Origin of the sequence: Streptococcus suis YS161, assembly GCF_002760245.1 — a bacterium.
GTDB classification, from domain to species: Bacteria; Bacillota; Bacilli; order Lactobacillales; family Streptococcaceae; genus Streptococcus; species Streptococcus suis_I.
The window spans coordinates 1-24,882 of sequence record NZ_ASCA01000025.1 but is presented as its reverse complement, the minus strand read 5'-3'; the positions used below and the strand labels follow the sequence as shown (position 1 = coordinate 24,882).

Sequence of the window (24,882 nt, the reverse complement as noted above, 5' to 3'; positions counted from 1 at the left end):
TCCCGTTTGGTCATAAACTGCTCAGACGGGAATAGTTCCTTTAATTGTTTAAATGCTTAACTTAATGACATTGGTAGTCAGCTACTCTCCTTTTTAATTGGAGGTATGTATGATTATTGATCTGGATGATGCGCTGGAATTAGACTCTAGCATTACACAAGAAACCTGCGACGGTTTGGAAACTATGGTCCGAAACCTGACTAATAACAACTTCCAGTTGATAAAATTCCGTATCCGTGGTTTGCGATTGTCTGGAAGCACAATCAAGGCCAGTAGCGGTCGCGTAGATATATTTCGACCTGGTGACACAATTGAAATCAACGGCACGGACTACAACGATGGTCTATATGTCGTTGAGAGTGTCTCTGACAGTGTAATTACTGTCCGTGGGGATTTTATCACAGAAACCCATTCAGGAGCTATAGCAACGAAAGTTAGCTATCCTGCCGATGTTCTGACGGGCGTGAAGAAGCTGATTGCTTACGACTCCAAAATGCGTGATAAAGCTGGTATCAAGTCCGAAACAGTGGCCCGCTGGTCTGTGACCTACTACGATGTGACGGCTGCTGAAAGTTCAGAGGGCTACCCAGTCAGCCTACTTGGTTTTTTGGACAAGTATAGGAAGTTGAGGTGGTCATGATGTTGGCATTTTATCTATTTAAGCGTAATTTGGTTGGCGAGAATGAATTGGGCCAAGAAATCTTTGAGCATAAACGCGTAGCTGTATTTGCAGGCTATATGGATATGCTGGATGGCAGTGAATCAACAGACAAACTAGCCTACCTTGCAGATAGTACCCATGTCATTCTGACCAAGGACACGACAGTCAATGCTGAAATTGACGACAAAATCGAAGTAAACGGAAAAACCTATGAGGTGACCTATGTTGATGATCCAGTGAATATTGGTCATCATCTGGAAATCTATGTCAAAGGTGTCCACTGATGAAATTTGTAGATAATTCAGCAGCCGTCAAGAGAGAACTTGAACGCGCTGCAATTAGAGGACTCATAAAGGCTGCGTTATTGGTTGAAGGTCAGGCTGTGCTTTTGGCACCTGTCGGAGAAACCGGAGGCTTACGAGACAGTATTGGCTACAAGGTCAATGAGAGCGAATTGGTAGCCTATGTCGGTACCAACTGCGAGTATGCTATCTATGTTGAATTTGGTACTGGTGAATTTGCCGAAAACGGAAATGGTCGCAAGGGCGGCTGGTTGTATAAAACGCCTAACGGTGAGGTACATTTTACATATGGAATGCCACCACAACCGTACCTAAGACCTGCCTTTAGACAAAACCAGAAAGCTATCAAGGACATATTGGCAGACTGCTTGAGAGATTTAGGAGGGTAGATGAAAGAAGTAATCAAAACAATCTTAAAAGAGCTGAAAAGCATCCACAACGAAAGCTACTACATCAAGAACTCTGCTAAGACTGTTAAGTATCCCTATGTGGTCTTTGCAACCAGCTTGACCAATATTGACCGTCACGCAGACGGATGTTACTTAGACGTGGATGTTTTTTGTAACAAAGGACTGGATCAGGTCGAAATCGAAACATTATCCGAAAGCATCAAGATGCACTTTAGACATTTTGACAAAATGCTCGAAGATTGCTACATGCGAACGCAATTCCAAGCGATGCATACTGTTCCGACAAACTTGGACGACTTGCAACGACGGAATTTGCGTCTTTATATCAAACTAGATTGGAGAAAATAAATGAATAAAACAGCTGTGAAGCGAACTGGCTACACCGCCAGCACTCCCAAGCATTATCTCATCAACGCTGGCGCTATCTATAAAAACTTGGTTTGGAATCCAACAGGCGGTAAAGAAGGCACTGGACAATGGGAAGGTGATTTGCTGGGTGCAACTGCCGGAGGGAACAAGGTAACAGTTGAAGTCAATTATCGTGTAGTTGAGATTGACGGCGTGTTTACGCCCGCAGTTGGTCAAAAAATTCTCGAGAGCCAGACGGCAAAGATTGAAACGAATGTCAAAGAATTGACTGCCGAGAATATCCGACTATCAATTAATGGGGAAATCAAAGAAGCTGATGGAACGGATGCGCCGACAGGTTACAAAGTGATTTCCGGCAAATCAAAACTCGAAAACACAGATTATATCGAAAACCTCGGTATCGTTGGTACAATGTCCGGGACAAACGACCCAATTATCGTTATCATCGATAACGCTTTATGTACTTCTGGTCTTGACTTTGAGACCAAAGATAATGAAGAGGCGGTCATCACTATGACTTTTGAAGCTCATGCTGACGAGGAACAGATTGATGATCTGAGCCTGCCATGTCGTATCTATTTCCCAGAAATTGCTTAATAGGAGGTCTACATGTCTGAAAAACTAGAAATGCGTGAGCTCAATGGTGGCGACATCTTTACGATGTTGTCCATCATTGGCAAGCTCGACATCAAGGAAGAAGTTGTTTCTTTGATTGAACGACAATATGGCACTGGAAAAGATGTTATTCCGTTAGCTGATCACAAAAAGAAAAAGCCGACCAAGAAGGAACAAGAAGTTGCGAACACCGAGTATCAAAAACGTGGCATGGTCTTGGTAACTGACATCGGCTTTGCTGTCTTGCGTCATGTTAACGATGCGAAGGCTGATGTCAACAAATTCTTGGCTGACCTAACTGGTACGAGTCAGAAGGAAATTGAATCATTGAGTATGCTTGATTACTCAAAATTATTGATTGATTTCGGCAAAAAGGCGGAACTCAAAGATTTTTTCCAATCTATTGCTTCGCTGTTGGGTTAGATATCCATAAATTAAGAGATATACTTTTCAAGCGGTACGGAAATCCAAAGACTTTGCTAGAGACCCAAACTCTCAGTGAGGCTTTGGATTTTTTTATGTACCTGTTAGATGAGCAAGATAAAGAGGAATTGACAGATATCTGGAAATCAAAGGATGTGGATATGTCATTATCTGACTTTATCAAGAAATACTCAAAGAAAAGTTATCTTGAAAAGCAAAGTAAGAAGCAACAATCAAAAGAAAAAGACCAAGAAGCCATTGCCTTGGCTGAGTCTATCTTGAAATTACCAGGGAAAGGAGAGTAAAGCATGAATATTTTTGAACTGTTTGGCAAAATTGGGATTGATAACAAGTCTGCAAATAAGGCTATTGATGAAACAACAGGCAAAGCCGAAGGAGCGCACGGAAAACTCTCTGCGGTATTTGGTAAGATAGGGCAACTTGCGACCAAAGCAGGGAAGGTTATGGCTACTGGTCTTGCCATTGGTATTACTGCATTAGCTGGGCTTACAGGCGCAGCAACCAAACATTACGCAGAGTACGAGCAATTGGTTGGTGGTGTCGAGACTCTTTTTGGGGCAGGTGGAAAGTCACTAGAAGAGTATGCACAATCTGTTGGCAAGAGTGTAGATGAGGCATCTGGTGAATATAACAAGCTCATGAACGCTCAAGAGGATTTGTTAAGCAAGTCCAAAATTGCATATAAGACCGCCGGTCTGTCTGCTAATCAGTATATGGAAACGGCAACATCATTCTCTGCCTCGCTGATTCAATCGGTTGGTGGAGATACCGAGAAAGCTGCTAAACTTGCTGACCAGGCGATCATCGACATGTCCGACAATGCGAACAAGATGGGAACCTCGATGGAATCCATCCAGAACGCATACCAGGGATTTGCCAAGCAGAACTACACGATGCTGGATAACCTTAAACTTGGCTATGGCGGAACAAAAGAGGAAATGCAACGCTTGCTTGATGACGCTGAGAAAATTAGCGGAATCAAGTATGATATTTCGTCATTTGCTGATGTGACTGAAGCTATCCATGTTATGCAGGAAGAAATGGGAATTGCTGGCACGACTTCGAAAGAGGCAGCATCTACCATTTCTGGCTCTGTGGGCATGGTAAAAGCTGCCTGGGAGAACTTCCTAACTGGTATGGCAGACCCAGACCAAGATTTCAGTGAGTTGGTAGGAGGGCTAACCGAGGCTATCGGTATCGCTCTCGAAAATATCGTTCCACGGCTAGTCCAAGCTCTGCCACGATTGATTCAAGGTCTTGCTCAAGTGATTCGGATTTTAGCTGGATACTTGCCACAAATCTTATCAGCACTACTACCTGGTTTGATTACAGGTGCGACAGAATTGCTGGGAGCACTTGGTTCAACATTACCAAGTCTATTTATGATTTTGTTTGACCAAGTCTTACCTCAAGTATCTCAGGCGTTTGTCACGTTTTTGGAAAAAGTCTTCTCAGTTCCTGAAGGAAGTTTTCAAGGGCTAACTGAGGGATTGAATTTAGCTTTCGCTACAATCAGCTCGATATTCGATGTTCTTTTTGGCTCTATGAGTGAGAAGGATAACATCGACTTACTAACCAAATTAGGGATGGATTCCGCCACTGCTGAGACCATCATAACAACAACGACTCAAATTGGCGATACAATCAAATCTTCGTTTGAAACTGCTGTCGATATCGTTACGGAAGGTGCAGGCAAGGTTGCTGATTTCATCTCATGGTTTGAAAAGGGCGGACCGACAGTTGATGCCTTTAAAGCTGCTATTGTAGGTATTACAACTGCCTGGGCAGGATATAAGTTGGTAACAGGAACTATTCAAGCAATAGAAACGGTCCGCAATACCTTACTTGCTGTCGGAAACGGGTTGATGTTGGCCCGATTTGTCCAATCTGGTGCTTTAACAGCAGCAGAAGCAACCCAAGCGGCAGCCACAATGGGAGCAAGTGGTGCTTTTGGCATATTCAACGCTGTCCTATCTGCTAATCCAATTATGATTGTCATCATGGCAATTACTGCGCTTGTTGCTGCATTGGTATGGTTCTTTACACAGACCGAAACAGGCAGACAAATGTGGTCATCTTTTATGTCCTTTCTGACGGGTATTTGGAACAGTATCGTCTCAAATGGACAGGCTATTTGGACATCACTATCAACGTTCTTCACTTTCATTCTCAATGCTATTTTTAATACTTTTTCATCGATTTGGAGTAATATCACATCGTTTATCAGTAATACTGTAAACGGTATTTACAATACAGTAACTTCGATTTTCCAAAACGTGTGGACAACGGTTACGAATATATGGAACGGTATTAAAGATACTATTTCCAATGCAATCAATGGGGCAAAAGATATTGTGTCAAATGCTATTGAAACAATAAAGGGATTATTTAATTTTGAATTTAAATGGCCACATCTTAAAATGCCTCATTTTAGTTTTTCTGGTTCCATGAACCCGTTAGAATGGGCAGAGAAAGGCGTACCTAGTATCGGTGTTGAATGGTATGCCAAAGGAGGTGTCATGAATGGACCGACCATTTTCGGTATGAATGGAAACAACTTGATGGTAGGTGGAGAAGCTGGTCCGGAGGCTGTACTACCTCTGAATAAGCCGACAATGAGTATGTTGGCTGGTCTCATCATGGATCAAATTTCGGACAAAATTGTAGTTGAAGTACCAAAACAGGAGTCTCAGCCACAACCAGTATATTTACAGGTTGATGGAAAGACTTTCGCTAAGTTGCTGATAGGGTATATTAGCGAAGAACAAGCTCAAAGAATGATAATTGTTGACCAAGGAGGTACGGTTGGTTGGTAAGAGGGTATGCAGTAAATTTTAACAACAGGAACTCATTCGACGACATGGGATTAAAATTGACCTCCATTGATATAGGTATTCCGGACAAGAAAAAGGTTATGGTTTCCATTCCTTTTTCAAACGAGAATTACGACTTTTCTTCTGTGTATGGCGGGCAACTGTATGAGCAGAGAACTATTACATGTAAATTCGAGCTAGAAAGTGCAACGACAAATCCTAGATTGTCGCTGATGACTCTGCGAACACAGGTTGTCAATTGGCTGTTTGGCACTATTGGTTTGACCCGTTTCGAATATGAGGGATTACCAGGTTACTACTTCCTAGCCGAAGTACAACAAAATGCTTCGTTTGAGACAATATGGAAAAATGGTGCGTTAGAAGTTCCATTTAAAGCCTATCCCTTCATGATTTCCGAGAAAGCTGAAGGAAGCGATATCTGGGATGAATTTAACTTTGAATTAGACGCATTCCAAGATATTGCTTTCGATGTTAAAGGATCGCTTGATATTCTGTTGGTCAACACGGGTATCAGTTTGGCACGACCAGAGATTACGTCGACCAGCAACATGACATTGACTATGCGGAATCAACAATTCAGCATCATTCCAGGCAGTCGTGTATATGACTTTTTCACACTCGAAAAAGAGAATGAAATTCGCATTGAAGGAAACGGCAGAATCTCGTTCAAATGGTTTAAGGAGATGATTTGATGTATGCAGTTAGTTTGATTAACGGTGCGAATGTGACACCGATTCACGATTCAATGGCCGGCGGGAACAAGCTCTTGTCGGCCATTATTAAATTTGAAATCAATAAGATTGCCCAGTTTGATTTTCAGTTTTTGCCCAATAATGCAGGATATAAAGCTCTTATCAAGCCTTTACAGACGATGGTCCAAGTAGTCAATATGCGGACGGGTAGAGAAGTATTTTACGGTCGTATCGCCCCAATCACAAATGACATGGCTGAGAGTGGAGTATTTACTTTCGCATACAATGCCAAGTCGGAACTTGACTTTTTAAACGATAGCAAGCAACGGCAACAAATCTACCGCGGGAAGAAGTCTGATTTTGTAAAGCAGGTATTAAAATTCCACAACGATAACCTGGAATCTTATAAGGAATTTTTGCCGGGCGATTTGACAGACCTAATCGCGACAGGTGACCACATGGAAGCAGATGTCGACCCTGCAAAATCGACTTTTGCCACGTTGACAGACCTTATCCTAAACGAGTATGGACTGGAGCTACAGATTCGCAAAGAAAACGGCAAGAGGTACCTTGATTTTAAGAAGCAGATTGGTGTTGACAGCGACACGGAAATCAAGCTCTCTGTCAATCTATTGTCATTAAAGCAGCATATCAACCCTGAAGGCATCGTATCTCGCTTGCTTGTCTATGGCAAGCAAAATAGCGAGACAAATCAGCGTGTCAGCATTGCTTCAGTCAACAACGGTAAGGACTACATCGATAGACCTGATTTGATTGCCGAGTATGGTATTAAGATGGAGACTGCCACCTTTGATGACATAGAGGACCCTGCTGCTTTAAAACAAGCAGGAGAGAGCCAGCTAGCTACTCAGAAGGCTGTGGCCTATCAATACTCTGTCTCAGCAGTCAACTTGTCGCACATCAACCCAAATTTTGACGAGTTTGAGGAAGGTAACACATATAGGGTCATCAATCCCGTTATGTTTATTGACGAGCGACTGAGAGTTGTTGCACGGCAGATTGACTTAGTAAGTGTTGAGCGGTCGAACTTGACGATTGGCGATAAGTTTAAGTCTGCTGAAGAGTGGCAACTGGACAATGTCCGAAGAAGAACCAAGCAGTTAGTCACGACTAGGCAGCTAAAAGAACAGCAGAATCAGTTGGAAGAAGTCCGAATTATTGCCAGCTCGACTGCAGAAGCTGTTGAGACTGTCAACACAGCGGTCTCGGAGCAATCAAGCCAGCTATTGTCAGCTCAAGATAAGCAGAAGCTAGATTACTTGCTTGTGACCAAGGAAATCAATCTGGATGAATTGATAACAAGAGTAGAAGCATTAGAAAGGAAATGATAAATGGGAATTGATAACCACTTAAAAGTGATTAAAGAAGGTGTCTTCGGCCGAGACGTCCGACAAGCCATCCATGACGGTATCCAACAAGCGTATGATGATGCAACGGCTAACGGCAATTCTAACATGGAAGTCGCTAAGGCTAGGGGGGATGCAAATACACTTGTCGAGCGACTGGACCAAATGGAGCTGGCTGATAAATCAACAGCTCAAGATATCAGTGTAGTTAGCGGACAGATTAACAATCTTATCGCTAATGCTGGGAATGGTACAGTGCCAAGCGAGGTGATAGATGCACGCATTGCAGACGATGGGACAGAATATCCAAGCGTTGGCTTAGCTACGAGAAGCCAATTTGATTTGATAAAAAAATCTTTGATCAAATCAATCAATCTCTTTAATTTTGCGAATGCGAAAGACGGATACTATAGTAATTATGCGAGCGGCAAGACCGACGCGGCAGCATCACATACGATGTCTGATTATATTAGGGTCAAACCTTCGACGCAATATTTGGTCTACTCAAATGAGCAATCTAACTTGCAGCTACACGTTGCATTTTTTGATTCGTCCAAAAGTTATATTTCTGGGACACAATATGGCTCATTCGTCACGCCGACAAACGCAGCGTACGCTGTCATAAGCTTTTTGATTGGTTATAAATCATCTGTGGTCTTTAGCGAAGGTACATTTAGTCGCTCAAAAACGTATATACCGTACTACACAGTCCAGCAAGCATTGAATGATAGTTATACGCTCTCGACGTTTAATGATCGTCAACAGACAGTCGCAGGCACGACTGTTTCAAATCAATATGATACATCGTTTGATATGTCTTTTAATGGTCAAGGTCGTGTGCTCTTTACCAAAAATGTATCTGGACTAGGCTCTGGGGATTTTTATTTTGGTCGCGCAACGATTGTAGCGGATACGGATGTGACTCAGCTAAATATTCAGGTCGTTGGTGCTGATGGTGTGTATTACAACAATATTTACAGCAACCTAAAAGCTGGCAAAACCTACAATTTGCATTTTAATACTGCAAAATTTACTGGTAATAGCAATCCAAAGCAGTATTTCCAAATTAATGCAAAAGGCAACGGGCCGACCACAATCAAATTTAGCAATGTATGCTTCAGCAATAATGAATATGATTGTTATTATGACGATGCGACGCTAAAATCTCTTCCAAATTTTGATACAACTGAGTACACGATTGGTTTAGATGGTCAAAATCACTTTTTCGACATCGCACAAGCGTGCGAGTTTGTAAAACGTGCACACGATGTTGATAATGTGCCTGTAACGCTTTATCTGCGTAACGGGGAGTATGAGGTCTTTGTATCTGATAAATTGCCGTATGCAATTTATAAAGGGGCTAATAAGATTTCGATTGTTGGCGAAAGCAGAAGTGGGGTTGTCATCACAAAGAAATGCACAGCCACCAACCAAGGGAAAATTATTGAGGCAGGTGGCGAATGTACTCTTGCCAATTTTACAATTAAGCAAATCAATGACGGCACTTACAATCAATCAAATGATTATGGGTCAAATCCGTATTGTATCCACTTAGATAGCGACCCTAAAAATCACGATACTCAATATGTAACAGAGGTATCAAACGTGACAGCTTACAACAATGTCAATGCACCAATCGGATGTGGATTGCGTGACCATCAGACCCTTGTGTTTGATAACGTTGAAACAGTTTACGAAGCACCAACAGGGATTAATGGCGCTTTTTATGTCCATGGCCCCAATCAACCAACTGCAAGCAACTGTGAGCTGAAAGTTAATGCAAGTACCTTTAATCACAGCAGTGTAGCTGGTTATTGCATCAACACGGGTAACGTCGAAGGGTGCTTACCATTTACCGAAATACCAGTAACATTTACTCGCAATTCGTTTGGGACCAAATCGAAGATGGTACGCGATAATTTTAAAGCTGACCACCAACTAACAGCGATATCATCGCTAAATAATGTAGTCGAATTAAATTACTAGGAGGTACACTTTTGCCAATTGAACACGCAGAACGAATTGCCCAGAGCCAAGTGGCTTGGGCTATTTTGTTTATTTTATTATTCGGCTTCGTCATCCGCTATCTGATTAAGACATCAGACAAGCGAGAAGCTAAGCTCATGGATTTCCATGAACAGGCTAAGGAAGAAAGCAATAAGCGAGAAGATCGCTTGATGAATCATCTTGAAAAGACTACCGCAGAAATGGGAGCTATGGCCCGTGAAATCGGTGGGCTAAAGGGTGAAGTGTCACTGATGAGTGACCGAATTGAAAAAATTGAAAAAGGAGAATAACCATGAATCAACTTACTGAATTATTGATTGGATCAGCAACAGGAATTATTGCTATTGTCGCAGGAATGATTGTCCACGAAGTCAAGAAGTATCTGTTGACCAAAGGCGGTAAGCGAGCCATTGAAATCACTGAGATTTTGGCTCGTAACGCTGTAAATGCGGTTGAACAAATTACTAAACTAGACCAGGACAATCATGTTGATAAGCTAGACATGGCAAAACGTAGGATTACTAGTCAGCTGGCCAAATACAATATCTACATGACTGAGACACAGTTGGAAACGTTTATCGAGAGCGCAGTGAAGGAAATGAACGATGCTTGGAAAGAATAACGATGATTTAGAAAAAACTACCAATGACTTAATTGAAAACCTTGGAAAGTTTACCGACGGAAAGAAGTATGTGCTGATTTTGGAAAAATATCGTCAGTCATTGAAAGATGGTAGTCAGACTCAATTCTCAGAAGATGATCTGTACTGGATCTCGTTTCTTAAGAAAAAGTTAGAGAAAAAAGCTGAGGTCGAGAAGTTTCGAAATTATTGTCGGAATGAGGATAATAAGCGGATGGCTAATTTCTTGGAATTAGTAAAGTACATGGAAACTACTTGCAAAGTATGACTTTTTAGAATAATATGGACATATATTTTTTCTAAGAGGTCAAGAAATGAAATTCAAGAAATTCCTAACAGTGTTATCACTAGCTCCGATTGTTATTGTATTTGTTCATTCTTTCTTTGAGAATCGTTCCGTTAATCTACTCATGCAATTTGTAATAGCAACAACTATCTTTATACTTATTAACTTTAGTCATGTAACAGAGCTTTCTATCACTGCTACAGGATTAAACCTAAAGAAAGAGATAGAAGTTGCAAGAGAATTAAACGAGAAGACTGCTGCGACAATTGAACAGCTGAATAATATAGCTATCCCATTACTTAGGTTTAATACTGCAGTATTAAACAAAGATGGAACTATGGATAATGTTACAAATTTCGAAGATATAGTTGCTTTCATTGACTCATGTTATGATTTGAAGTCGCAACTATCAATCGAGTCTCCGGAAATAGAAACCAATTTGAGAAAAAGCTATGTGAAAGCATTGGAGTCATTTAAATACAAAGTGAACATAGATTATAGAATATCTTTGTCAAACTTAGGATTGATTAAAATCAAAGGTGATACCATCTACGATATTCCAGAAGTTATTTCAATTGATTTAGTTGGGATAGCAAAAATTTCAGATGACCCTGAATATCAAAAGCTATACAGCAAATTTGAGAAATTTGTTAACAAATATTTACATGAAAAAGTCAAAGAAGGGTAGAAATATCCTTCTTTTTATTATGGAGGTAATAACATGGCAACAGTAAATGAAGCATTAAACAATGTAAGAGCACAGGTCGGGTCCGGTGTATCAGTCGGAAACGGCGAGTGCTACGCTTTGGCCAGTTGGTATGAGCGTATGATTAGCCCAGATGCAACGGTTGGACTTGGAGCTGGTGTTGGTTGGGTCAGTGGCGCTATTGGTGATACGATTTCAGCCAAAAACATCGGCTCATCCTACAACTGGCAAGCGAATGGCTGGACCGTATCCACATCTGGTCCATTTAAAGCAGGTCAGATTGTGACGCTTGGTGCGACACCAGGTAACCCCTACGGACATGTAGTAATCGTCGAAGCAGTGGACGGTGACCAATTGACTATTCTTGAGCAAAACTACGGCGGCAAACGCTATCCTGTACGGAACTATTACAGTGCTGCAAACTACAGTCAACAGGTTGTGCATTACATTACACCGCCTGCATCGGCTGGAGCAGCAACTAATACACCAAGCTCAACAGCATCTGGGTCACGTAGCTATCCAGAAAGTGGTATTATGACTGTTACAGTTGATGCCATCAATGTACGACGTGCACCAAACACATCCGGTCAGGTTGTGGCGACATATACAAAAGGACAGTCATTTAAGTATGATACGGTCATTGTAGATGCCAACGGTTATGTCTGGGTGTCGTATGTCGGTGGCAGTGGTAAGCGGAATTACGTAGCTACTGGAGCAACTAAAGACGGCAAACGCTTTGGCCCTGCTTGGGGTACTTTTAAATAGATTTTGTGACTCAGCTCCGGCTGGGGATTATGTGAAAAGGAATGTGGTATAATAAGGATTATGAAATACAATGTAAAAATCAGTCAGAAAATCAAGGAAATAGTAGGGTTAGAAACTTCTACAACGGATATTCTAATCCATGAGGAAAATCTTGAAAAACATATGTTAAAAAGCAGGCATCGAAAGATGATTAAGTATATCCCTGATGTTGCTACTATTTTGGATTCGCCGGATTTTGTCGGTCAAAATAAAAATGTGAAGACAGAGAGCTTTGAAGTCATCAAGGTCCTTGCAGATAATGTTCTAGTCGCTGTCAAACTAGATAAGAAAAACGACTATTTCTTCGTGGCTTCGGTTTATGACATCACAGATTCCAAATTAAATCACATGAAGAGAAACGGTCGCATCAAAGCATTTGACAAAATAGAAGATAAGTAGTAAACTAAATACAATGAATGATAACGAGGTCAGAAAGGCTCCTGACGCACTCGAAAGAGTACCTGAGATGTTGGATACGCCGCCCAACCGCTATCATTGTATTTCAAAGCCCCTCAGTGTTTGCTGGGGGCGTTTTTTGTTTGTCAAAATCGCCGTTTTGACAATAATAGTCGGAAGGTTTGATTTCTATTTGCTCAAAATGGGCAAAATGACAAAATAGCAAAAACCCTCAGCGATTTGCTGGGGGCTTTGTGATTTTTTTCTAAAGTGGTATAATGATAGTGAAATTTAGGTACTCAAAAAAAGCGGAAAATTTTGCCCCTGGAACAAATTATGGATGTAAGGGGCAAAAAAGGGGCATAAGTTCAAAACTTACCAATTCTCATGAGTTAAATAAATTTAGTTTTACTACTTTTAAAGACTTATATTGACAAGATTTCTACCATCATATATCATTGAAATATTTCGTTCATTTAAAGACGCTGTAAAATAATAAAAAGGTCCAGTGGACCTTTTTATTATTTGCTTGAAAACTGAGGAGAGACTGGTTTATCCCTCGCCTAAAAACAAAAGAGCGAGGAATAACGTGAAAAAAGCCTATTGTATCAACGTTTCTACGTTGTGCAGTAGGCTTTTTTCTTGTTTAAGGGGCAAATAAGGGGCAAAACTTTATACTCAATGAAAATCAAAAGTAGCCTAGGAAACGAAGCCGAAGATAGAACTGGAGTTCATCAAGGCAAGTTGACAACGGATAATTTTGATTTTCGAAGAGTATTAGTAGTTTTCTACACTACACATTCTCGTTTTAAGACAACAAAAAACCAGCCTTGGGCAGCTGATTTTTTAGGAGATTTATGAAAAATTTTAGGATACACCTATAGTATACTCGAATTTTCAGATTCTTCATCGGTCTGCAGACCTATTTTGTTAAAAAATAAACATGTGCTATAATAGAAAAAATAAAAAAGGGGAGATTTTTTATGACAATCCGTAAAGCCAGACAATCTGATATTCCAGTTTTAAATGAATTATTACAAGATATTTTACAGGTGCACCACCAGGCACGACCAGATATTTTTAAAAGTACAGGTCAAAAATTTTCTGAGGCTGAATTAGTAGCACTTTTGGAAAATCCAGATAAGCCTATTTTTGTCTTTGAGTTAGAGGGACAAGTGGTTGGGCATCTTTTTTGTGAATTATCTACCGCAACAGGCGATGTTTTAGAACCAGTTAAAACCTTGTTTATTGATGATTTGTGTGTAGCCAATTCTGAGCGTGGTCAAAGAATTGGCGAGCAGCTTTATGAATTTGCTCTTTCCTATGCTAAGGAGAAGGGTTGCCACAATCTTACCTTGGATGTATGGGCTGACAATGCAGGAGCTGTCCGTTTTTATGAACGCCAAGGAATGAAACCACAAAAGTTCCGTATGGAGCAAATAATAAATTAAAAAGAGGGAGTCCCTCTTTTTAATGTTCTCTCATTTTTGCTAATAAGTTTTGAGCAGTTTCTAGGTTGCTGTGCTTTTCTTTCCGCAGGAGTTGGGCTAGTTGATCTACTTCATGCTCCTCGGCGCCAGCAAGTAGCGCTAGGGATTTTGCGTGGAGCTTCATGTGACCAGCCTGAATCCCTGAAGTAACAAGAGCACGCAGGGCAGCAAAGTTCTGACAGAGACCGACAGAAGCGATGATAGAAGCTAATTGGCGTGCCTTTGGTTGTTGGAGAAGGTCAAAAGCGACTGCTACCTTTGGATTGAGCCCGATAGAGCCACCGACGGAGGCGATCGGAAGAGGTAGGGTGATGGAGCCGACCAAGTGCTCGCCATCAATGGACCAAGTAGAAAGCCCCTTGTATTGCCCATCACGGCTGGCATAAGCATGGGCCCCGGCTTCGACTGCCCGCCAGTCATTTCCTGTAGCGATAACGACAGCATCTATACCATTAAAAATCCCTTTGTTATGTGTCGCAGCACGATAAGGGTCCACTTGCGCCAGTTTGCTTGCCAGGGCTATTTTTTGAGCAGTTTCTTGAGCAATGGCAGAGCTGGTAGCCAGACTAGGGATGGCAATATGGCATTGGGCGGTGACCAGTGACTCCGTTGCATAGTTGGAGAGGATTCCCATCAAAGCCTGTCCCTTGCTGAGTTCTTCTAAGTCATCCTTAACAGCTTCTAACATGTTATTGAGGATATTGGCTCCCATGGCTTCTTGTACATCAACCTGAAGATAGACAATCAAAAACTCATCCTTACTCTCAACAGTCAATTCTCTTGCACCGCCCCCTCGTTTGACAATGGAAGGGTGCGCTTGATTGGCAGTTTCTAAAATACTCTCCTTCTGGTCAAGAATCGCCTGTGTCGCTCTGCTATGGTCTGAAATATCGTAGAGAGCAACTTGTCCAATCATGATACGGTTGTGAATAGTCGTTGTAAAACCGCCAGATTTAGCGATGATTTTGGCTCCGAAAGATGCAGCTGCAACCACAGAAGGTTCTTCAGTAACCATCGGTACAGAATAAGTTTGTCCATCCACTAGAAGTTCTGGAAGTACAGAAAAAGGTAAGGAAAACGTTCCTAGATGATTTTCTGCCATCTTTCCCGCAATTGCTTCTGGCAGGTTTTCGTCTTTGTATAGAATGTCTAAGCTATCTTCGGCTAGGGAACGATTCTGACGGAGAATATCAATGCGCTCTTGGCGTGATTTTTTATAAAATCCGGAAAAAGTTGACATAGGTTCCTCTTTCTATAGGAAAGCGCCCCTTGGTGAGAGCCAAAGGGCGCCGTTTTGGCTTTTATTTACGATAGATACGTTTGTGATTGTCCACTTTGATAAGGGCAAAGGGACTTTGGTCTTCTGGTAGGTCAAGGGATGAACCAGTTTCATCAAGTGTAATTTCTTCAAAGAAGACTTGTTCGTATTCCTTAACGCTGAGTTTTGTACGCTGATTGAGTTGTTCTAAACGATTTTCTTGTAAGTGGTCGCGATAACCTTCAACGAGTTGACCGCTGAAAATTTCACAGACAGCGCCGCTACCATAGCTATAAAAGAGGATTTGATCCCCTGTCTCTAACGCTCTGCTATTTTCCAAAAGGGAAAGAAGAGAGAGGAAGATAGAGCCAGTGTAGATGTTGCCGACGACTTTATTATAGACGATAGCTTCCTGGAAACGTTCTGTCAAGCGACTAAGAGTTTCTTCATCCTGAGCAATAGCTTGCAGTCCTTTAAGACCTTGTTTGGAGAAAGGGATATGCAAGCACATGGCAGCAAAATCGTTGAGGGTTTTGCCTGTTTTTTGTTGATAGTAGTCGAAAGTTGTCGTCAAGCAATCGGTGTACTGTTCAGTTGAAAATTTACCATCAACACGTGGATATTTGTCGTAGTTAGGACGCCAGAAGTCGTAGATGTCACGTGTCTGGCAGACATTATCATTGTTGAGGACCAAAATTCGTGGGTTTGCGGTTACCAACATGGCAACTGCACCAGCACCTTGGGTAGGTTCACCGCCAGAAGCGACTCCATATTTTGCAATATCACTAGCAATGACTAGGACTTTTGATTCTGGGAATTGAGCGATATGGCTTTTGGCAAGACTTAGTCCAGCCGTTGCACCGTAACAAGCCTCCTTCATCTCGATGGAGCGAGCGAAGGGCTGAATACCGAGTAAGCCATGAATGGTGACGGCGGCAGCCTTACTTTGATCTACGCTAGATTCTGTGCCGACAATAACCATGTCAATGGTTTGTTTATCTTCTTCTGTCAGAATGGCTTCGGCAGCCTTTGCCCCAAGACTGATAATATCTTGAGTGACAGGAGCTACAGCCATTTCAGACTGAAGAAGACCAATCTTAAATTTATTTGGGTCCACATTGCGGGCTTGGGCTAAATCAGCCAAATCTAAAACATAATCGGGTGCCGCAAATCCGATTTTATCAATACCGATGTTCATAATATATCCTTTGTGTACAAATGATAGGTTAACTTGTTTGCGCATTGGAAACGATTAGGGAGATGCCTTGACCGCCTCCGATACAAAGTGAGCAAAGACCAAGCTCTTTTTCTTGCTTGATTAATTCGTGAATCAGAGTGACTAGGATTCGACTACCACTAGCTCCGATTGGATGTCCAAGGGCGATGGCACCACCATTGACATTGACTTTTGCAGGATCAATGCCGAGTTGTTTGACAACTGGAATTGATTGGGCTGCAAATGCCTCGTTGAGTTCAAATAGATCGATATCCTCGACTGTTTTATTCAGTTTTTGTAGCGCTTTTTGGCTAGCAGTAATAGGTCCAAGCCCCATCAATGCGGGATCTAAACCGCTTGTTGCGTATGCCTCAATATAGGCGAGTGGCTGGATATTTAGCTCACTGGCTTTTTCATCAGACATGAGTACCAAGACAGCACAGCCGTCGTTGATGCCAGAAGCATTGGCTGCGGTGACGGTTCCATCCTTTTTAAAAGATGGTCGAAGTGTTGCCAATTTTTCAATTGGCGTCAGACGAGGGTACTCATCTGTGGCAAAAATAGTTTCGCCTTTCCGATTTTTTAATCTAATAGGAACAATTTCGTCAACAAATCTTCCCTCAGCAATAGCTTTCGCAGCCTTCTCTTGGCTACTGTATGTAAAAGCATCTTGCTCTGCGCGACTGACTTGATAGTGTTCAGCAACATTTTCTGCAGTAATGCCCATGTGATAGTCGTTGAAGGCATCTGTTAGACCGTCTGTCAGCATAGAATCTTCTAGAGTAATATGACCAAATTTACTACCAAACCGGCTAGTTTTGGATAGATAGGGTGCCTGGCTCATAATTTCAATGCCCCCAGCCACAACTACATCATTGTCACCTAGCATGATTGACTGGGCAGCCAGGAGGACTGATTTGAGACCGGAACCACAGACTTTATTGACTGCATAGGCAGAGGCTGTCTGAGGAATGCCTGCACGAATAGCAATTTGACGTGCAATATTTTGTCCTTGTCCTGCTGAAAGAACATTTCCGAAGATAACTTCATCAACGCTGTCTGCAGGGATGTTTTTATTAGCTAAGGCTGTTTCGAGGACTTGCGCCCCTAAATCAGCGATTTCAATATCTTTCAGACTGCCTCCGAAGCTGCCGATAGCAGAACGATAGGCAGACACGATAGCTACTTTTTTCATGATAACTCCTATAGTGGTATCGTTTTGAACTGTCGTGTTCAGCCTTACTATTATACCATTATTTTGTATTTTTTCTAAGAAGAAAGATAGGTCTAGAGACTGAATTTACATGAAAGAGTAATGAAAGCGTACACAGATTGTGGAAAGGCTGGCATTTTTTTACCTTTTCGTGTAAAATAGAGAAGTATAAGAGGGGAACCTCAAAATTTAAAGGAGAATCCATAAATGGTAAAATTGGTTTTTGCTCGCCATGGTGAGTCTGAATGGAACAAAGCTAACCTTTTCACTGGTTGGGCTGATGTTGATTTGTCTGAAAAAGGTACACAACAAGCAATCGATGCAGGTAAATTGATCAAAGAAGCAGGTATCGAATTTGACCTTGCTTTCACATCTGTATTGAAACGTGCTATCAAGACTACAAACTTGGCTCTTGAAGCTGCAGATCAATTGTGGGTACCAGTTGAAAAATCATGGCGTTTGAACGAACGTCACTACGGTGGTTTGACTGGCTTGAACAAAGCTGAAGCAGCTGCTGAATTTGGTGATGAGCAAGTTCACATCTGGCGTCGTTCTTATGATACTTTGCCACCAGAAATGGCTAAAGATCATAAGTATTCAGCACACACTGACCGTCGCTATGCACACCTTGATGATTCAGTTATTCCAGATGCAGAAAACTTGAAAGTAACGCTTGAGCGTGCCCTTCCATTCTGGGAAGATAAAATTGCTCCAGCATTGAAAGACGGTAAAAACGTATTCGTAGGTGCACACGGTAACTCAATCCGTGCCCTTGTAAAACACATCAAACAATTGTCTGATGACGAAATCATGGATGTGGAAATTCCAAACTTCCCACCACTTGTATTCGAATTGGATGAAAACTTGAACATTGTGAAAGAGTACTACTTGGAAGCATAATTTAGTAACACCTGAGCTTGGCTCGGGTGTTTTTGTGTACGGTAAAGCAGATTTTTTACGGACTTTGTGCTATACTACATGTATCAAAAGACAAAGGGGTTACTCATGGCAAGTAAAAAAATGTTGCACGCTTGTTTGCGTGTTGAGAATTTAGAAGCATCGCAAAAGTTCTATGAAGAAGGGTTTGGCTTTAAAGAAACCCGTCGCAAGGACTATCCAGAGCACAAGTTTACCTTGGTTTACTTAGCGCTTGAAGGAGATGACTTTGAGATTGAATTGACCTACAATTATGATCATGGTCCCTATAGCGTAGGCGACGGCTTCTCGCATCTAGCTCTTTCTTCAGATGATTTAGAAGGTGATAATGCTAAGCATAAGGAGCTGGGATATCCAACGACAGACATCAAGGGCTTGCCAGGAAGTCCAGGTCGTTATTATTTTGTAACAGATCCAGATGGCTACCGTGTGGAAGTCATTCGTGCAGATTAATTTAGAGGGAGCGGGAAAGAACTCGACTGGTCAAAAAAGAGTTCGTCAACAAGTCTTTATTTCTAGTTGTTGAGCTGAAACAGTCTATTCCCAGACTGTTTCACTCCCACCCCCGCATAGCTCCAATAGTCAGAGTAGTGACTGTTGGAGGTTGGAAATGAAGCGAACTCTGTTCGCATCAGTCGTAATGGTCAGATTCGGAGTGTAAAACACGAATTGCTGAGATTTGCTTCGCAAATCCTATCTCCAACCTTTAACAGTCTTCCAGACTGTTAAAGCCAATCAACCACTGCGCTGAGATGTTGACGCGAACCCTGAGAAGTGAGGTTGAGCTTTTTGCCCAGTCTTTTTCTTTTCAAAAAAATCAGAAAATGGCAGGAGGGAGGGAATTAGGAAGCAAATCAATTATTTATACTCAATGAAAATCAAAAGTAGCCCAGGAAACGAAGCCGAAGATAGAACTGGAGTTCATCAAGGCTCTTGACAACGGATAATTTTGATTTTTGAAGAGTATTACCTAATCTTTTTATGAGTTTTTATAGAACTGTCTTGACAAGAGCCTTTAAATGATTTAGCATAGTTTATATATGTTTTGAATGGGAGGTTGGAGATGAAAAAAGTTAGTTTTTGGTTGGGAATCAACATCGCCTTGCTCGGCACAATGGTAAGTTTGGCTGTATGGTTATTTGCAGGACTTCAAGAAAGACAGGTTAGTCAGTTTATCGAGGAAAAACAACAAACCATCCTCGCTAAAGGCAAGGGCAAAATTCAAGAGGGAAATATTGATACGACCCATGTTGTGGCTGCCTTACCTACAGATGATGCAGGTCATGTCTTAGGACCTGTAGAAAGTCGAATGATTTCCTATGTTCAAAGACGCTTTGGTCATAAAAAACCAGCAGGAAAAATTCAAAAACTGGTCTTTGTTTCATCAATAGAGGGAAAAACAAATTTTAAAAATGTAACAGCTCGTGAAATTCAAGCGGAGCACTATAAAGTAGACAACTTGCAAATTAAAAAGCAGGATAAACTCCCGTCTGAGCGTGTGTTGTTGACGCAGGACAATGAATTGTTTACCCTGGAAGATTTATTACCTAATTTATCCTCTGCAGTAAGTATCATTGTTGATCATCTAAGAGAAGCCTTACTTGCTCAAGGAATGAAAGAGACTGATGTAGAAGCGATTGTCAAAAAATTTGAAACACTAGACTTAAATGCTATTTCCTTTAGTTATGGAGACAGCCAATTAACCTTACAATTACCAGATGGTTACGGCATCAACCAGTTGGTTCTACCAATTTCAGATTTGTACCCAGTGGTGAAGAGTGATTACCTAGTAGATGCTGATAAGGTTGGCTATGATGAGTATATGGCTGCACAAGTTGTGGATAAGAAACATTTGAGACAGGTAGCTCTAACCTTTGATGATGGACCAAATCCGAACACAACACCGGTAGTTTTAGATTTACTGAAAAAATATAATGCCAAAGCAACTTTCTTTGTAGTTGGTAAGGCTGTAGCTGGGAATGAAGCTATTCTCCGTAGAATGGTAGCAGAAGGGCACGTCATCGCCAACCATACGTGGAATCATCCTAATCTGGTCACTATTTCTGGGGAGCAAGTACAGAGAGAAATTCAAGATACACAGGCAGCTATTGCTGAAGCTACAGGTATTGTACCAACAATGGTTCGCCCTCCGTATGGTTCGGTTAACCAGGCTGTTGTCAATCAGATGGGAATTCCATCGATTTATTGGTCGGTCGATTCTAAAGATTGGAAGAGTCGCAATCCCCAAGCCATTTTGAAAGAAATAAAAGAACAGACTTGTCCAGGAAGTATTATCCTAATGCATGATATTCATCAGTCAACAGTTGATAGCCTCGAGTCTGTATTGCAATACTTAACAGGTGAGGGCTACAATATGGTTACTGTAACAGACTTACTCGCCAGTCCTCTCAATCCTCAATTAATCTATTATTCACAAGAATTATCTGGTCCAGCCCAGTAAGAATGATAAAAGGCTTAGAATCATGTTAGTAGAAACACTGGTTCTAAGCCTTTTGTATATTGTTCATTATATTTTGTAGAGCTCTTGATTCTTGAGAATGACTTCTTGGACGGAGGCATACTTTTTCAATTGTTTTAATTCGCTAGGACTAGATACTAGGGTGATGACAAGTCCCTCCTTGCCCATGCGTCCAGTACGTCCAGAACGATGAGTGTAGGCTTCTTGGTTAAAAGGAACTTCAAAGTTGAGGACACATTCTAAGTTGTCAATATCGATACCACGTGCGACCATATCTGTAGCAAGTAGAAGATTGAGTTCGTGATTTTTGAAACGTTCGATGATGACCTTGCGGAATTTTACGTTGACATCAGAGGCCAATGAAACTGCATTCACTCCATTATAGAGTAGTTTATCTTCGCTTGCACCAAGGTCTGATAGGCTGTTAAAAAATGCAAGAGCACGAAAATCAGGGATATTGGCAAACTTACGTAGAGTTTCCAAACGTTCACGCTTATCTACCATCATATAGCAATGCTGGATATTATCCAATTTCTGCTCAGATAAATCAATACTTTCAATGTCTTCGGCAATTTTTTGACGGTCAAATTTAGCTGTTGCACTCATGTAGATCAACTGGTGGTCACGAGGTACATAGTTAATAATCTTTTCGACAAACTGATATTGAGAATCGGAGAATAGCTGATCAAATTCATCTAGGATGATGGTGTTAATATTCATCATCTTGATTTTTTTCAATTTAATCAACTCGAAAATTCGACCGGGAGTCCCAATTAGGATTTCGGGTCCTTTTTTTAGCCGCTCAATTTGACGCTTCTGGCTAGAACCAGATAGAAAGAGTTGAGCAGTCAACCCAATTGTCTCCGACCAAGTCTTACAAACATCAAATATTTGGCCGGCCAGTTCTGTATTTGGAGCAAGAATGAGCAATTGTTGAGATTTTTTTGGAGTCAGTGCTAGCAGGCTTGGCCAAAGATAGGCAAGGGTCTTGCCAGTACCAGTTGGACTAATCGCTAGCAGAGATTGGCCATTATTAATTGGCTCGAAGGCTTGAACTTGGACTGGTGTAAAGTCCTCAAAGCCAAGTTGGGTCAGCTGGTCATTCCAGCTGGTTGGGAAGTTAGTTTTCATGGGTATCCGCCTTAAAGATTATTCCTGCGTCTTGACGCATGGTGTAAAGAGTTTGATGGACAGCTTCAGCCACATCCAGCCATTCTTCTGCTAGCTCATGATTGTCTTGCAGGATGACTTGGGCAATGGCTTGCACTTCCTCCAGCATGGCATCTTCCTGAGCTTGGATGGGTAGGACCACTTGGCTACCATCGTGTTTTGTAAAAATAGCAGAGCTGATATGCTGGCAGGCGTTGAGTGTGAGGGTGCCTTCGCTGGTATAGATTTCACTTGGCAGGTTGCTGGTAATATTCTTGCCTGCCTGAATAGTCACAAGAAAATCATTGTAAATCAATTGCCCGGTCCCGCTCAAGTCAATAGTAGATGGGAGTTGTTGAGCCGTATAGCGAGCCGCATTTGGTCTGCCCAGTAGCCCAATGGCAGTATAAAGAGTGTAAACTCCCAAATCCATCAAGGCTCCGCCAGAAAAATCTGTTGAAAAGATATTTGGTGTCTGTCCTGCAAGTAATTCAGGCATCTTGGAAGAATATTTGGCATAGGAGAAGTTGGCACCCCAAATCGTCTGTTCTTTCAAGAAGTCCTTTATGCTAGCGATGGCTGCTTCATGGTAGTTACGGGCTGCCTCAAATAGAAAGACTCCATTTTCTTTAGCAATCTGACGCAGTTGAATCAGTTCCTGCGGTCTTGAGACCATTGGCTTTTCAATAATCACATGTTTGCCAGCTTCAAGAACAGCTTTAGCTTGCTCAAAATGCAAGGCATTTGGACTGGCAATATAGACCAAGTCTATCGGTGCAGAAAGAAATTTTATCCATTCTGTGTATAAAATTACATTTTCGTAATTTGTTGAAAATGACACAGCGGTTTCCAATTTTCTTGAAAATATCGCTGATAATTGGAAATATTTACTCAAATGAGCGGAGGAAATGAACTTGTGGCTGATGTCTGAAGTGCCAATAATACCAAAATTTAGCATAAATTCTCATTTCTTTATGTGTTATCCTTTCCATTATACCATGTTTCATGGTAAAATAGTATTGAAAATAGAAGGAGATGATGATGACTCAGAAACCCATTATTATTGGCGTAACCGGTGGTTCTGGAGGTGGCAAGACAAGTGTGTCGCGTGCCATTCTGGATAATTTCCCAAATGCTCGCATATCAATGATTGAACACGATTCTTACTATAAGAATCAGTCTCACCTAACCTTTGAAGAACGGATACAGACCAATTATGACCATCCACTTGCATTTGATACTGATTTAATGATTTACCATATCAGTGAATTGTTAGCAGGTCGTTCAGTGGATATTCCGATTTATGATTACACTCAGCACACACGTTCAGATAAGACCTATCGTCAGGAGCCACAAGATGTATTTATTGTGGAAGGTATTTTAGTATTGGAAGACAAACGGTTGCGGGATTTGATGGATATTAAAATTTTCGTTGATACAGACGATGACATCCGCATCATTCGCCGCATTAAGAGAGACATGGAAGAGCGTGGACGTAGCTTAGATAGTATCATTGAGCAGTACACCTCGGTGGTGAAACCTATGTATCACCAGTTTATTGAGCCAACCAAGCGCTATGCTGATATCGTCATTCCTGAAGGCGTCAGCAATCTTGTAGCCATCGACTTGATCAACACCAAGGTGGAGAGTATTTTAAGAGAGCGTGGTTAAGATGCCGAAGCAGAGAATATTACCCCATATTATACTAGGGATAATGGGTGCTAGCGGTCAAATGGTAACTGGCAAGCAGATTACCGACTATGTTCAACGTGATTTAGGAGAATTTTGGCAGGTAGCTCATAGCCAAGTCTATCCAGAGCTAAAACGCATGACCAAGGAAGAGTTGATTACCTGTCATGCTGTACCTGGCAATGAAAAAGAAAAGCAGTATGCAATGACTGCCACAGGTCGTCAGATTTTAGACGAATGGTTATCTGTTCCAAATGATGAAACTCCTCAACAAAAGGATTTGTTTTCTATTAAAATGTTCTTTATCCGTGATAAGAATGATCCACGGATACCAGGTTTATTGGAGAATCAAATTGAATTAGTCACCAAGCACTTGAAACACCTAGACAGTCGTAAAGTTGAGTTGTTCTCAACTAAGGAAAGTATCCAAGACAATTATGGACACTATTTGATTTTGACACGGTCTATTGAACGCAACCGTGCCCAGCTCAAATGGTTAGAGGATACACTGGCAGAAATGTAACGATTCGGATTTCCGAATCGTTTTTTCTTGTGTCCTGTTTTGGATTATGTTAGAGTAAGAAGAAATGTGACTTAATTGGAGGAATGTATGTCAATCAAACAGATGGTTAGTATGGCGCTAGTAGTTTGGAATTTAGTTGTCTTCATTACCTATGGTATGGATAAAGGAAAGGCAAGAAAGAACGCCTATCGGATTTCAGAAAAGACCTTATTACTCATGTCCTATTTTGGTGGTGGGCTGGGTGCCTGGGCAGGTGGAACCCATTTTCGGCATAAGACACAGAAAAAGTATTTTCAACTAGCCTGGGCTATAGGGGTATTGATTGATGCAGTGATTATGTACTGGATGTGGAAATAGGCGTAAGCCTTTTTCTTTTTCTGAAAATATGAAAAATCG

General features: G+C 41.5%; 30 protein-coding genes. 25 read left to right on the top strand and 5 right to left on the bottom strand.

The features are described 5' to 3' along the window. The first annotated feature begins 109 nt into the window (after positions 1-109). The 19 genes from SST111_RS03770 to SST111_RS03670 all read left to right on the top strand — a co-directional run bounded on the left by SST111_RS03770 (position 110) and on the right by SST111_RS03670 (position 13,984). The gene (locus SST111_RS03770; protein ID WP_099810069.1) at positions 110-640 is read left to right on the top strand and encodes a hypothetical protein; all 531 of its coding nucleotides are present in this window, start codon (positions 110-112) and stop codon (positions 638-640) included. Continuing rightward, a complete protein-coding gene (locus SST111_RS03765; RefSeq protein ID WP_257211372.1) occupies positions 637-945 on the top strand; it encodes a phage head-tail adapter protein in 309 nt (102 codons plus the stop codon). The genes SST111_RS03770 and SST111_RS03765 overlap by 4 nt, the downstream gene beginning before the upstream one ends. Next, complete coding sequence (locus SST111_RS03760) at positions 945-1,352, top strand: HK97-gp10 family putative phage morphogenesis protein (protein WP_099810068.1); 408 nt, start codon at positions 945-947, stop codon at positions 1,350-1,352. Before SST111_RS03765 ends, SST111_RS03760 begins: the two co-directional genes overlap by 1 nt. Beyond that, the gene (locus tag SST111_RS03755; RefSeq protein WP_099810067.1) at positions 1,353-1,721 is read left to right on the top strand and encodes a hypothetical protein; all 369 of its coding nucleotides are present in this window, start codon (positions 1,353-1,355) and stop codon (positions 1,719-1,721) included. Then, entirely contained in the window at positions 1,722-2,339 is a 618-nt protein-coding gene (locus SST111_RS03750; RefSeq protein WP_099810066.1) for a hypothetical protein, read from the top strand. Between the two features lie 12 nt (positions 2,340-2,351). Next, positions 2,352-2,780 (top strand): hypothetical protein, encoded by a 429-nt coding sequence (locus tag SST111_RS03745; protein ID WP_099810065.1) that lies wholly within the window; start codon positions 2,352-2,354, stop codon positions 2,778-2,780. Positions 2,781-2,875: 95 nt separating this feature from the next. Beyond that, positions 2,876-3,085, top strand: a complete 210-nt coding sequence (locus SST111_RS03740; RefSeq protein WP_099810071.1) for a hypothetical protein — start codon at positions 2,876-2,878, stop codon at positions 3,083-3,085. 3 nt (positions 3,086-3,088) lie between these two features. Beyond that, complete coding sequence (locus tag SST111_RS12165; RefSeq protein WP_257211371.1) at positions 3,089-5,617, top strand: hypothetical protein; 2,529 nt, start codon at positions 3,089-3,091, stop codon at positions 5,615-5,617. 44 nt (positions 5,618-5,661) lie between these two features. Further along, positions 5,662-6,327 (top strand): phage tail protein, encoded by a 666-nt coding sequence (locus SST111_RS03725; RefSeq protein WP_099810070.1) that lies wholly within the window; start codon positions 5,662-5,664, stop codon positions 6,325-6,327. After that, a complete protein-coding gene (locus SST111_RS03720) occupies positions 6,327-7,676 on the top strand; it encodes a phage tail protein (protein WP_099810064.1) in 1,350 nt (449 codons plus the stop codon). Before SST111_RS03725 ends, SST111_RS03720 begins: the two co-directional genes overlap by 1 nt. Positions 7,677-7,679: 3 nt before the next feature. After that, entirely contained in the window at positions 7,680-9,680 is a 2,001-nt protein-coding gene (locus tag SST111_RS03715) for a hypothetical protein (RefSeq protein ID WP_099810063.1), read from the top strand. An 11-nt stretch (positions 9,681-9,691) separates the two neighbouring features. Further along, positions 9,692-9,991: a hypothetical protein gene (locus SST111_RS03710; RefSeq protein WP_014636661.1), complete on the top strand. Its 300-nt coding sequence runs from the start codon at positions 9,692-9,694 to the stop codon at positions 9,989-9,991. A 2-nt stretch (positions 9,992-9,993) separates the two neighbouring features. Next, positions 9,994-10,323: a phage holin gene (locus SST111_RS03705; RefSeq protein ID WP_099810062.1), complete on the top strand. Its 330-nt coding sequence runs from the start codon at positions 9,994-9,996 to the stop codon at positions 10,321-10,323. Continuing rightward, positions 10,307-10,609: a hypothetical protein gene (locus SST111_RS03700; protein WP_099810061.1), complete on the top strand. Its 303-nt coding sequence runs from the start codon at positions 10,307-10,309 to the stop codon at positions 10,607-10,609. Before SST111_RS03705 ends, SST111_RS03700 begins: the two co-directional genes overlap by 17 nt. A 46-nt stretch (positions 10,610-10,655) precedes the next feature. Further along, the gene (locus SST111_RS03695; RefSeq protein WP_099810060.1) at positions 10,656-11,315 is read left to right on the top strand and encodes a hypothetical protein; all 660 of its coding nucleotides are present in this window, start codon (positions 10,656-10,658) and stop codon (positions 11,313-11,315) included. Positions 11,316-11,348: 33 nt separating this feature from the next. Further along, positions 11,349-12,098, top strand: coding sequence for a PlySs2 family phage lysin (locus SST111_RS03690; RefSeq protein WP_099810059.1), 750 nt, complete (start codon positions 11,349-11,351; stop codon positions 12,096-12,098). Positions 12,099-12,158: 60 nt separating this feature from the next. Beyond that, positions 12,159-12,536 carry a PBECR3 domain-containing polyvalent protein gene (locus SST111_RS03685; RefSeq protein WP_099810058.1) on the top strand — a complete coding sequence of 126 codons (378 nt, stop codon included), beginning with the start codon at positions 12,159-12,161 and terminating at the stop codon, positions 12,534-12,536. A gap of 678 nt (positions 12,537-13,214) precedes the next feature. After that, the gene (locus tag SST111_RS03675; RefSeq protein ID WP_024415878.1) at positions 13,215-13,394 is read left to right on the top strand and encodes a hypothetical protein; all 180 of its coding nucleotides are present in this window, start codon (positions 13,215-13,217) and stop codon (positions 13,392-13,394) included. Positions 13,395-13,516: 122 nt separating this feature from the next. Continuing rightward, positions 13,517-13,984, top strand: a complete 468-nt coding sequence (locus SST111_RS03670) for a GNAT family N-acetyltransferase (RefSeq protein WP_099810056.1) — start codon at positions 13,517-13,519, stop codon at positions 13,982-13,984. Between the two features lie 19 nt (positions 13,985-14,003). On the opposite strand, the gene SST111_RS03665 is transcribed toward SST111_RS03670, so the two are convergent. The 3 genes from SST111_RS03665 to SST111_RS03655 all read right to left on the bottom strand — a co-directional run bounded on the left by SST111_RS03665 (position 14,004) and on the right by SST111_RS03655 (position 17,692). Continuing rightward, positions 14,004-15,263, bottom strand: a complete 1,260-nt coding sequence (locus SST111_RS03665; RefSeq protein ID WP_099810055.1) for a hydroxymethylglutaryl-CoA reductase, degradative — start codon at positions 15,261-15,263, stop codon at positions 14,004-14,006. 61 nt (positions 15,264-15,324) lie between these two features. Further along, complete coding sequence (locus SST111_RS03660; RefSeq protein WP_024408371.1) at positions 15,325-16,479, bottom strand: hydroxymethylglutaryl-CoA synthase; 1,155 nt, start codon at positions 16,477-16,479, stop codon at positions 15,325-15,327. A gap of 28 nt (positions 16,480-16,507) precedes the next feature. Further along, a complete protein-coding gene (locus SST111_RS03655) occupies positions 16,508-17,692 on the bottom strand; it encodes an acetyl-CoA C-acetyltransferase (protein ID WP_002942924.1) in 1,185 nt (394 codons plus the stop codon). Between the two features lie 225 nt (positions 17,693-17,917). On the opposite strand from SST111_RS03655, the gene SST111_RS03650 reads away from it, so the two are divergent. The 3 genes from SST111_RS03650 to SST111_RS03635 all read left to right on the top strand — a co-directional run bounded on the left by SST111_RS03650 (position 17,918) and on the right by SST111_RS03635 (position 21,107). After that, on the top strand, positions 17,918-18,610 hold the full coding sequence (locus SST111_RS03650) for a phosphoglycerate mutase (RefSeq protein ID WP_024376719.1): 693 nt from the start codon (positions 17,918-17,920) through the stop codon (positions 18,608-18,610). 105 nt (positions 18,611-18,715) lie between these two features. Beyond that, positions 18,716-19,099, top strand: a complete 384-nt coding sequence (gloA, locus tag SST111_RS03645; RefSeq protein ID WP_024380057.1) for a lactoylglutathione lyase — start codon at positions 18,716-18,718, stop codon at positions 19,097-19,099. Positions 19,100-19,709: 610 nt separating this feature from the next. Then, positions 19,710-21,107, top strand: coding sequence for a polysaccharide deacetylase family protein (locus SST111_RS03635; RefSeq protein WP_099810054.1), 1,398 nt, complete (start codon positions 19,710-19,712; stop codon positions 21,105-21,107). Between the two features lie 66 nt (positions 21,108-21,173). On the opposite strand, the gene SST111_RS03630 is transcribed toward SST111_RS03635, so the two are convergent. Continuing rightward, on the bottom strand, positions 21,174-22,256 hold the full coding sequence (locus tag SST111_RS03630; protein WP_099810053.1) for a DEAD/DEAH box helicase: 1,083 nt from the start codon (positions 22,254-22,256) through the stop codon (positions 21,174-21,176). Continuing rightward, entirely contained in the window at positions 22,246-23,232 is a 987-nt protein-coding gene (locus SST111_RS03625) for a Gfo/Idh/MocA family protein (protein ID WP_099810052.1), read from the bottom strand. The genes SST111_RS03630 and SST111_RS03625 overlap by 11 nt, the downstream gene beginning before the upstream one ends. Before the next feature lie 83 nt (positions 23,233-23,315). Here SST111_RS03625 and udk point away from each other — a divergent pair, with 83 nt between their 5' ends. The 3 genes from udk (at position 23,316) to SST111_RS03610 (ending at position 24,843) form a co-directional block, all read left to right on the top strand. Continuing rightward, complete coding sequence (udk, locus tag SST111_RS03620; RefSeq protein ID WP_099810051.1) at positions 23,316-23,945, top strand: uridine kinase; 630 nt, start codon at positions 23,316-23,318, stop codon at positions 23,943-23,945. 1 nt (position 23,946) lies between these two features. Next, entirely contained in the window at positions 23,947-24,486 is a 540-nt protein-coding gene (locus SST111_RS03615; RefSeq protein WP_099810050.1) for a PadR family transcriptional regulator, read from the top strand. 87 nt (positions 24,487-24,573) lie between these two features. Then, complete coding sequence (locus SST111_RS03610; RefSeq protein ID WP_002940218.1) at positions 24,574-24,843, top strand: DUF1294 domain-containing protein; 270 nt, start codon at positions 24,574-24,576, stop codon at positions 24,841-24,843. Positions 24,844-24,882: the final 39 nt, after the last annotated feature.

Excerpts from the sequence above, each read along its gene's own strand:
- SST111_RS03770 (WP_099810069.1), top strand. The coding sequence starts at position 110 with ATGATTATTGATCTGGATGATGCGCTGGAATTAGACTCTAGCATTACA.
- SST111_RS03765 (WP_257211372.1), top strand. The coding sequence starts at position 637 with ATGATGTTGGCATTTTATCTATTTAAGCGTAATTTGGTTGGCGAGAAT.
- SST111_RS03760 (WP_099810068.1), top strand. The coding sequence starts at position 945 with ATGAAATTTGTAGATAATTCAGCAGCCGTCAAGAGAGAACTTGAACGC.
- SST111_RS03755 (WP_099810067.1), top strand. The coding sequence starts at position 1,353 with ATGAAAGAAGTAATCAAAACAATCTTAAAAGAGCTGAAAAGCATCCAC.
- SST111_RS03750 (WP_099810066.1), top strand. The coding sequence starts at position 1,722 with ATGAATAAAACAGCTGTGAAGCGAACTGGCTACACCGCCAGCACTCCC.
- SST111_RS03745 (WP_099810065.1), top strand. The coding sequence starts at position 2,352 with ATGTCTGAAAAACTAGAAATGCGTGAGCTCAATGGTGGCGACATCTTT.
- SST111_RS03740 (WP_099810071.1), top strand. The coding sequence starts at position 2,876 with ATGTACCTGTTAGATGAGCAAGATAAAGAGGAATTGACAGATATCTGG.
- SST111_RS12165 (WP_257211371.1), top strand. The coding sequence starts at position 3,089 with ATGAATATTTTTGAACTGTTTGGCAAAATTGGGATTGATAACAAGTCT.
- SST111_RS03725 (WP_099810070.1), top strand. The coding sequence starts at position 5,662 with ATGGGATTAAAATTGACCTCCATTGATATAGGTATTCCGGACAAGAAA.
- SST111_RS03720 (WP_099810064.1), top strand. The coding sequence starts at position 6,327 with ATGTATGCAGTTAGTTTGATTAACGGTGCGAATGTGACACCGATTCAC.
- SST111_RS03715 (WP_099810063.1), top strand. The coding sequence starts at position 7,680 with ATGGGAATTGATAACCACTTAAAAGTGATTAAAGAAGGTGTCTTCGGC.
- SST111_RS03705 (WP_099810062.1), top strand. The coding sequence starts at position 9,994 with ATGAATCAACTTACTGAATTATTGATTGGATCAGCAACAGGAATTATT.
- SST111_RS03700 (WP_099810061.1), top strand. The coding sequence starts at position 10,307 with ATGCTTGGAAAGAATAACGATGATTTAGAAAAAACTACCAATGACTTA.
- SST111_RS03695 (WP_099810060.1), top strand. The coding sequence starts at position 10,656 with ATGAAATTCAAGAAATTCCTAACAGTGTTATCACTAGCTCCGATTGTT.
- SST111_RS03690 (WP_099810059.1), top strand. The coding sequence starts at position 11,349 with ATGGCAACAGTAAATGAAGCATTAAACAATGTAAGAGCACAGGTCGGG.
- SST111_RS03685 (WP_099810058.1), top strand. The coding sequence starts at position 12,159 with ATGAAATACAATGTAAAAATCAGTCAGAAAATCAAGGAAATAGTAGGG.
- SST111_RS03675 (WP_024415878.1), top strand. The coding sequence starts at position 13,215 with ATGAAAATCAAAAGTAGCCTAGGAAACGAAGCCGAAGATAGAACTGGA.
- SST111_RS03670 (WP_099810056.1), top strand. The coding sequence starts at position 13,517 with ATGACAATCCGTAAAGCCAGACAATCTGATATTCCAGTTTTAAATGAA.
- SST111_RS03665 (WP_099810055.1), bottom strand. The coding sequence starts at position 15,263 with ATGTCAACTTTTTCCGGATTTTATAAAAAATCACGCCAAGAGCGCATT.
- SST111_RS03660 (WP_024408371.1), bottom strand. The coding sequence starts at position 16,479 with ATGAACATCGGTATTGATAAAATCGGATTTGCGGCACCCGATTATGTT.
- SST111_RS03655 (WP_002942924.1), bottom strand. The coding sequence starts at position 17,692 with ATGAAAAAAGTAGCTATCGTGTCTGCCTATCGTTCTGCTATCGGCAGC.
- SST111_RS03650 (WP_024376719.1), top strand. The coding sequence starts at position 17,918 with ATGGTAAAATTGGTTTTTGCTCGCCATGGTGAGTCTGAATGGAACAAA.
- gloA (WP_024380057.1), top strand. The coding sequence starts at position 18,716 with ATGGCAAGTAAAAAAATGTTGCACGCTTGTTTGCGTGTTGAGAATTTA.
- SST111_RS03635 (WP_099810054.1), top strand. The coding sequence starts at position 19,710 with ATGAAAAAAGTTAGTTTTTGGTTGGGAATCAACATCGCCTTGCTCGGC.
- SST111_RS03630 (WP_099810053.1), bottom strand. The coding sequence starts at position 22,256 with ATGAAAACTAACTTCCCAACCAGCTGGAATGACCAGCTGACCCAACTT.
- SST111_RS03625 (WP_099810052.1), bottom strand. The coding sequence starts at position 23,232 with ATGCTAAATTTTGGTATTATTGGCACTTCAGACATCAGCCACAAGTTC.
- udk (WP_099810051.1), top strand. The coding sequence starts at position 23,316 with ATGACTCAGAAACCCATTATTATTGGCGTAACCGGTGGTTCTGGAGGT.
- SST111_RS03615 (WP_099810050.1), top strand. The coding sequence starts at position 23,947 with ATGCCGAAGCAGAGAATATTACCCCATATTATACTAGGGATAATGGGT.
- SST111_RS03610 (WP_002940218.1), top strand. The coding sequence starts at position 24,574 with ATGTCAATCAAACAGATGGTTAGTATGGCGCTAGTAGTTTGGAATTTA.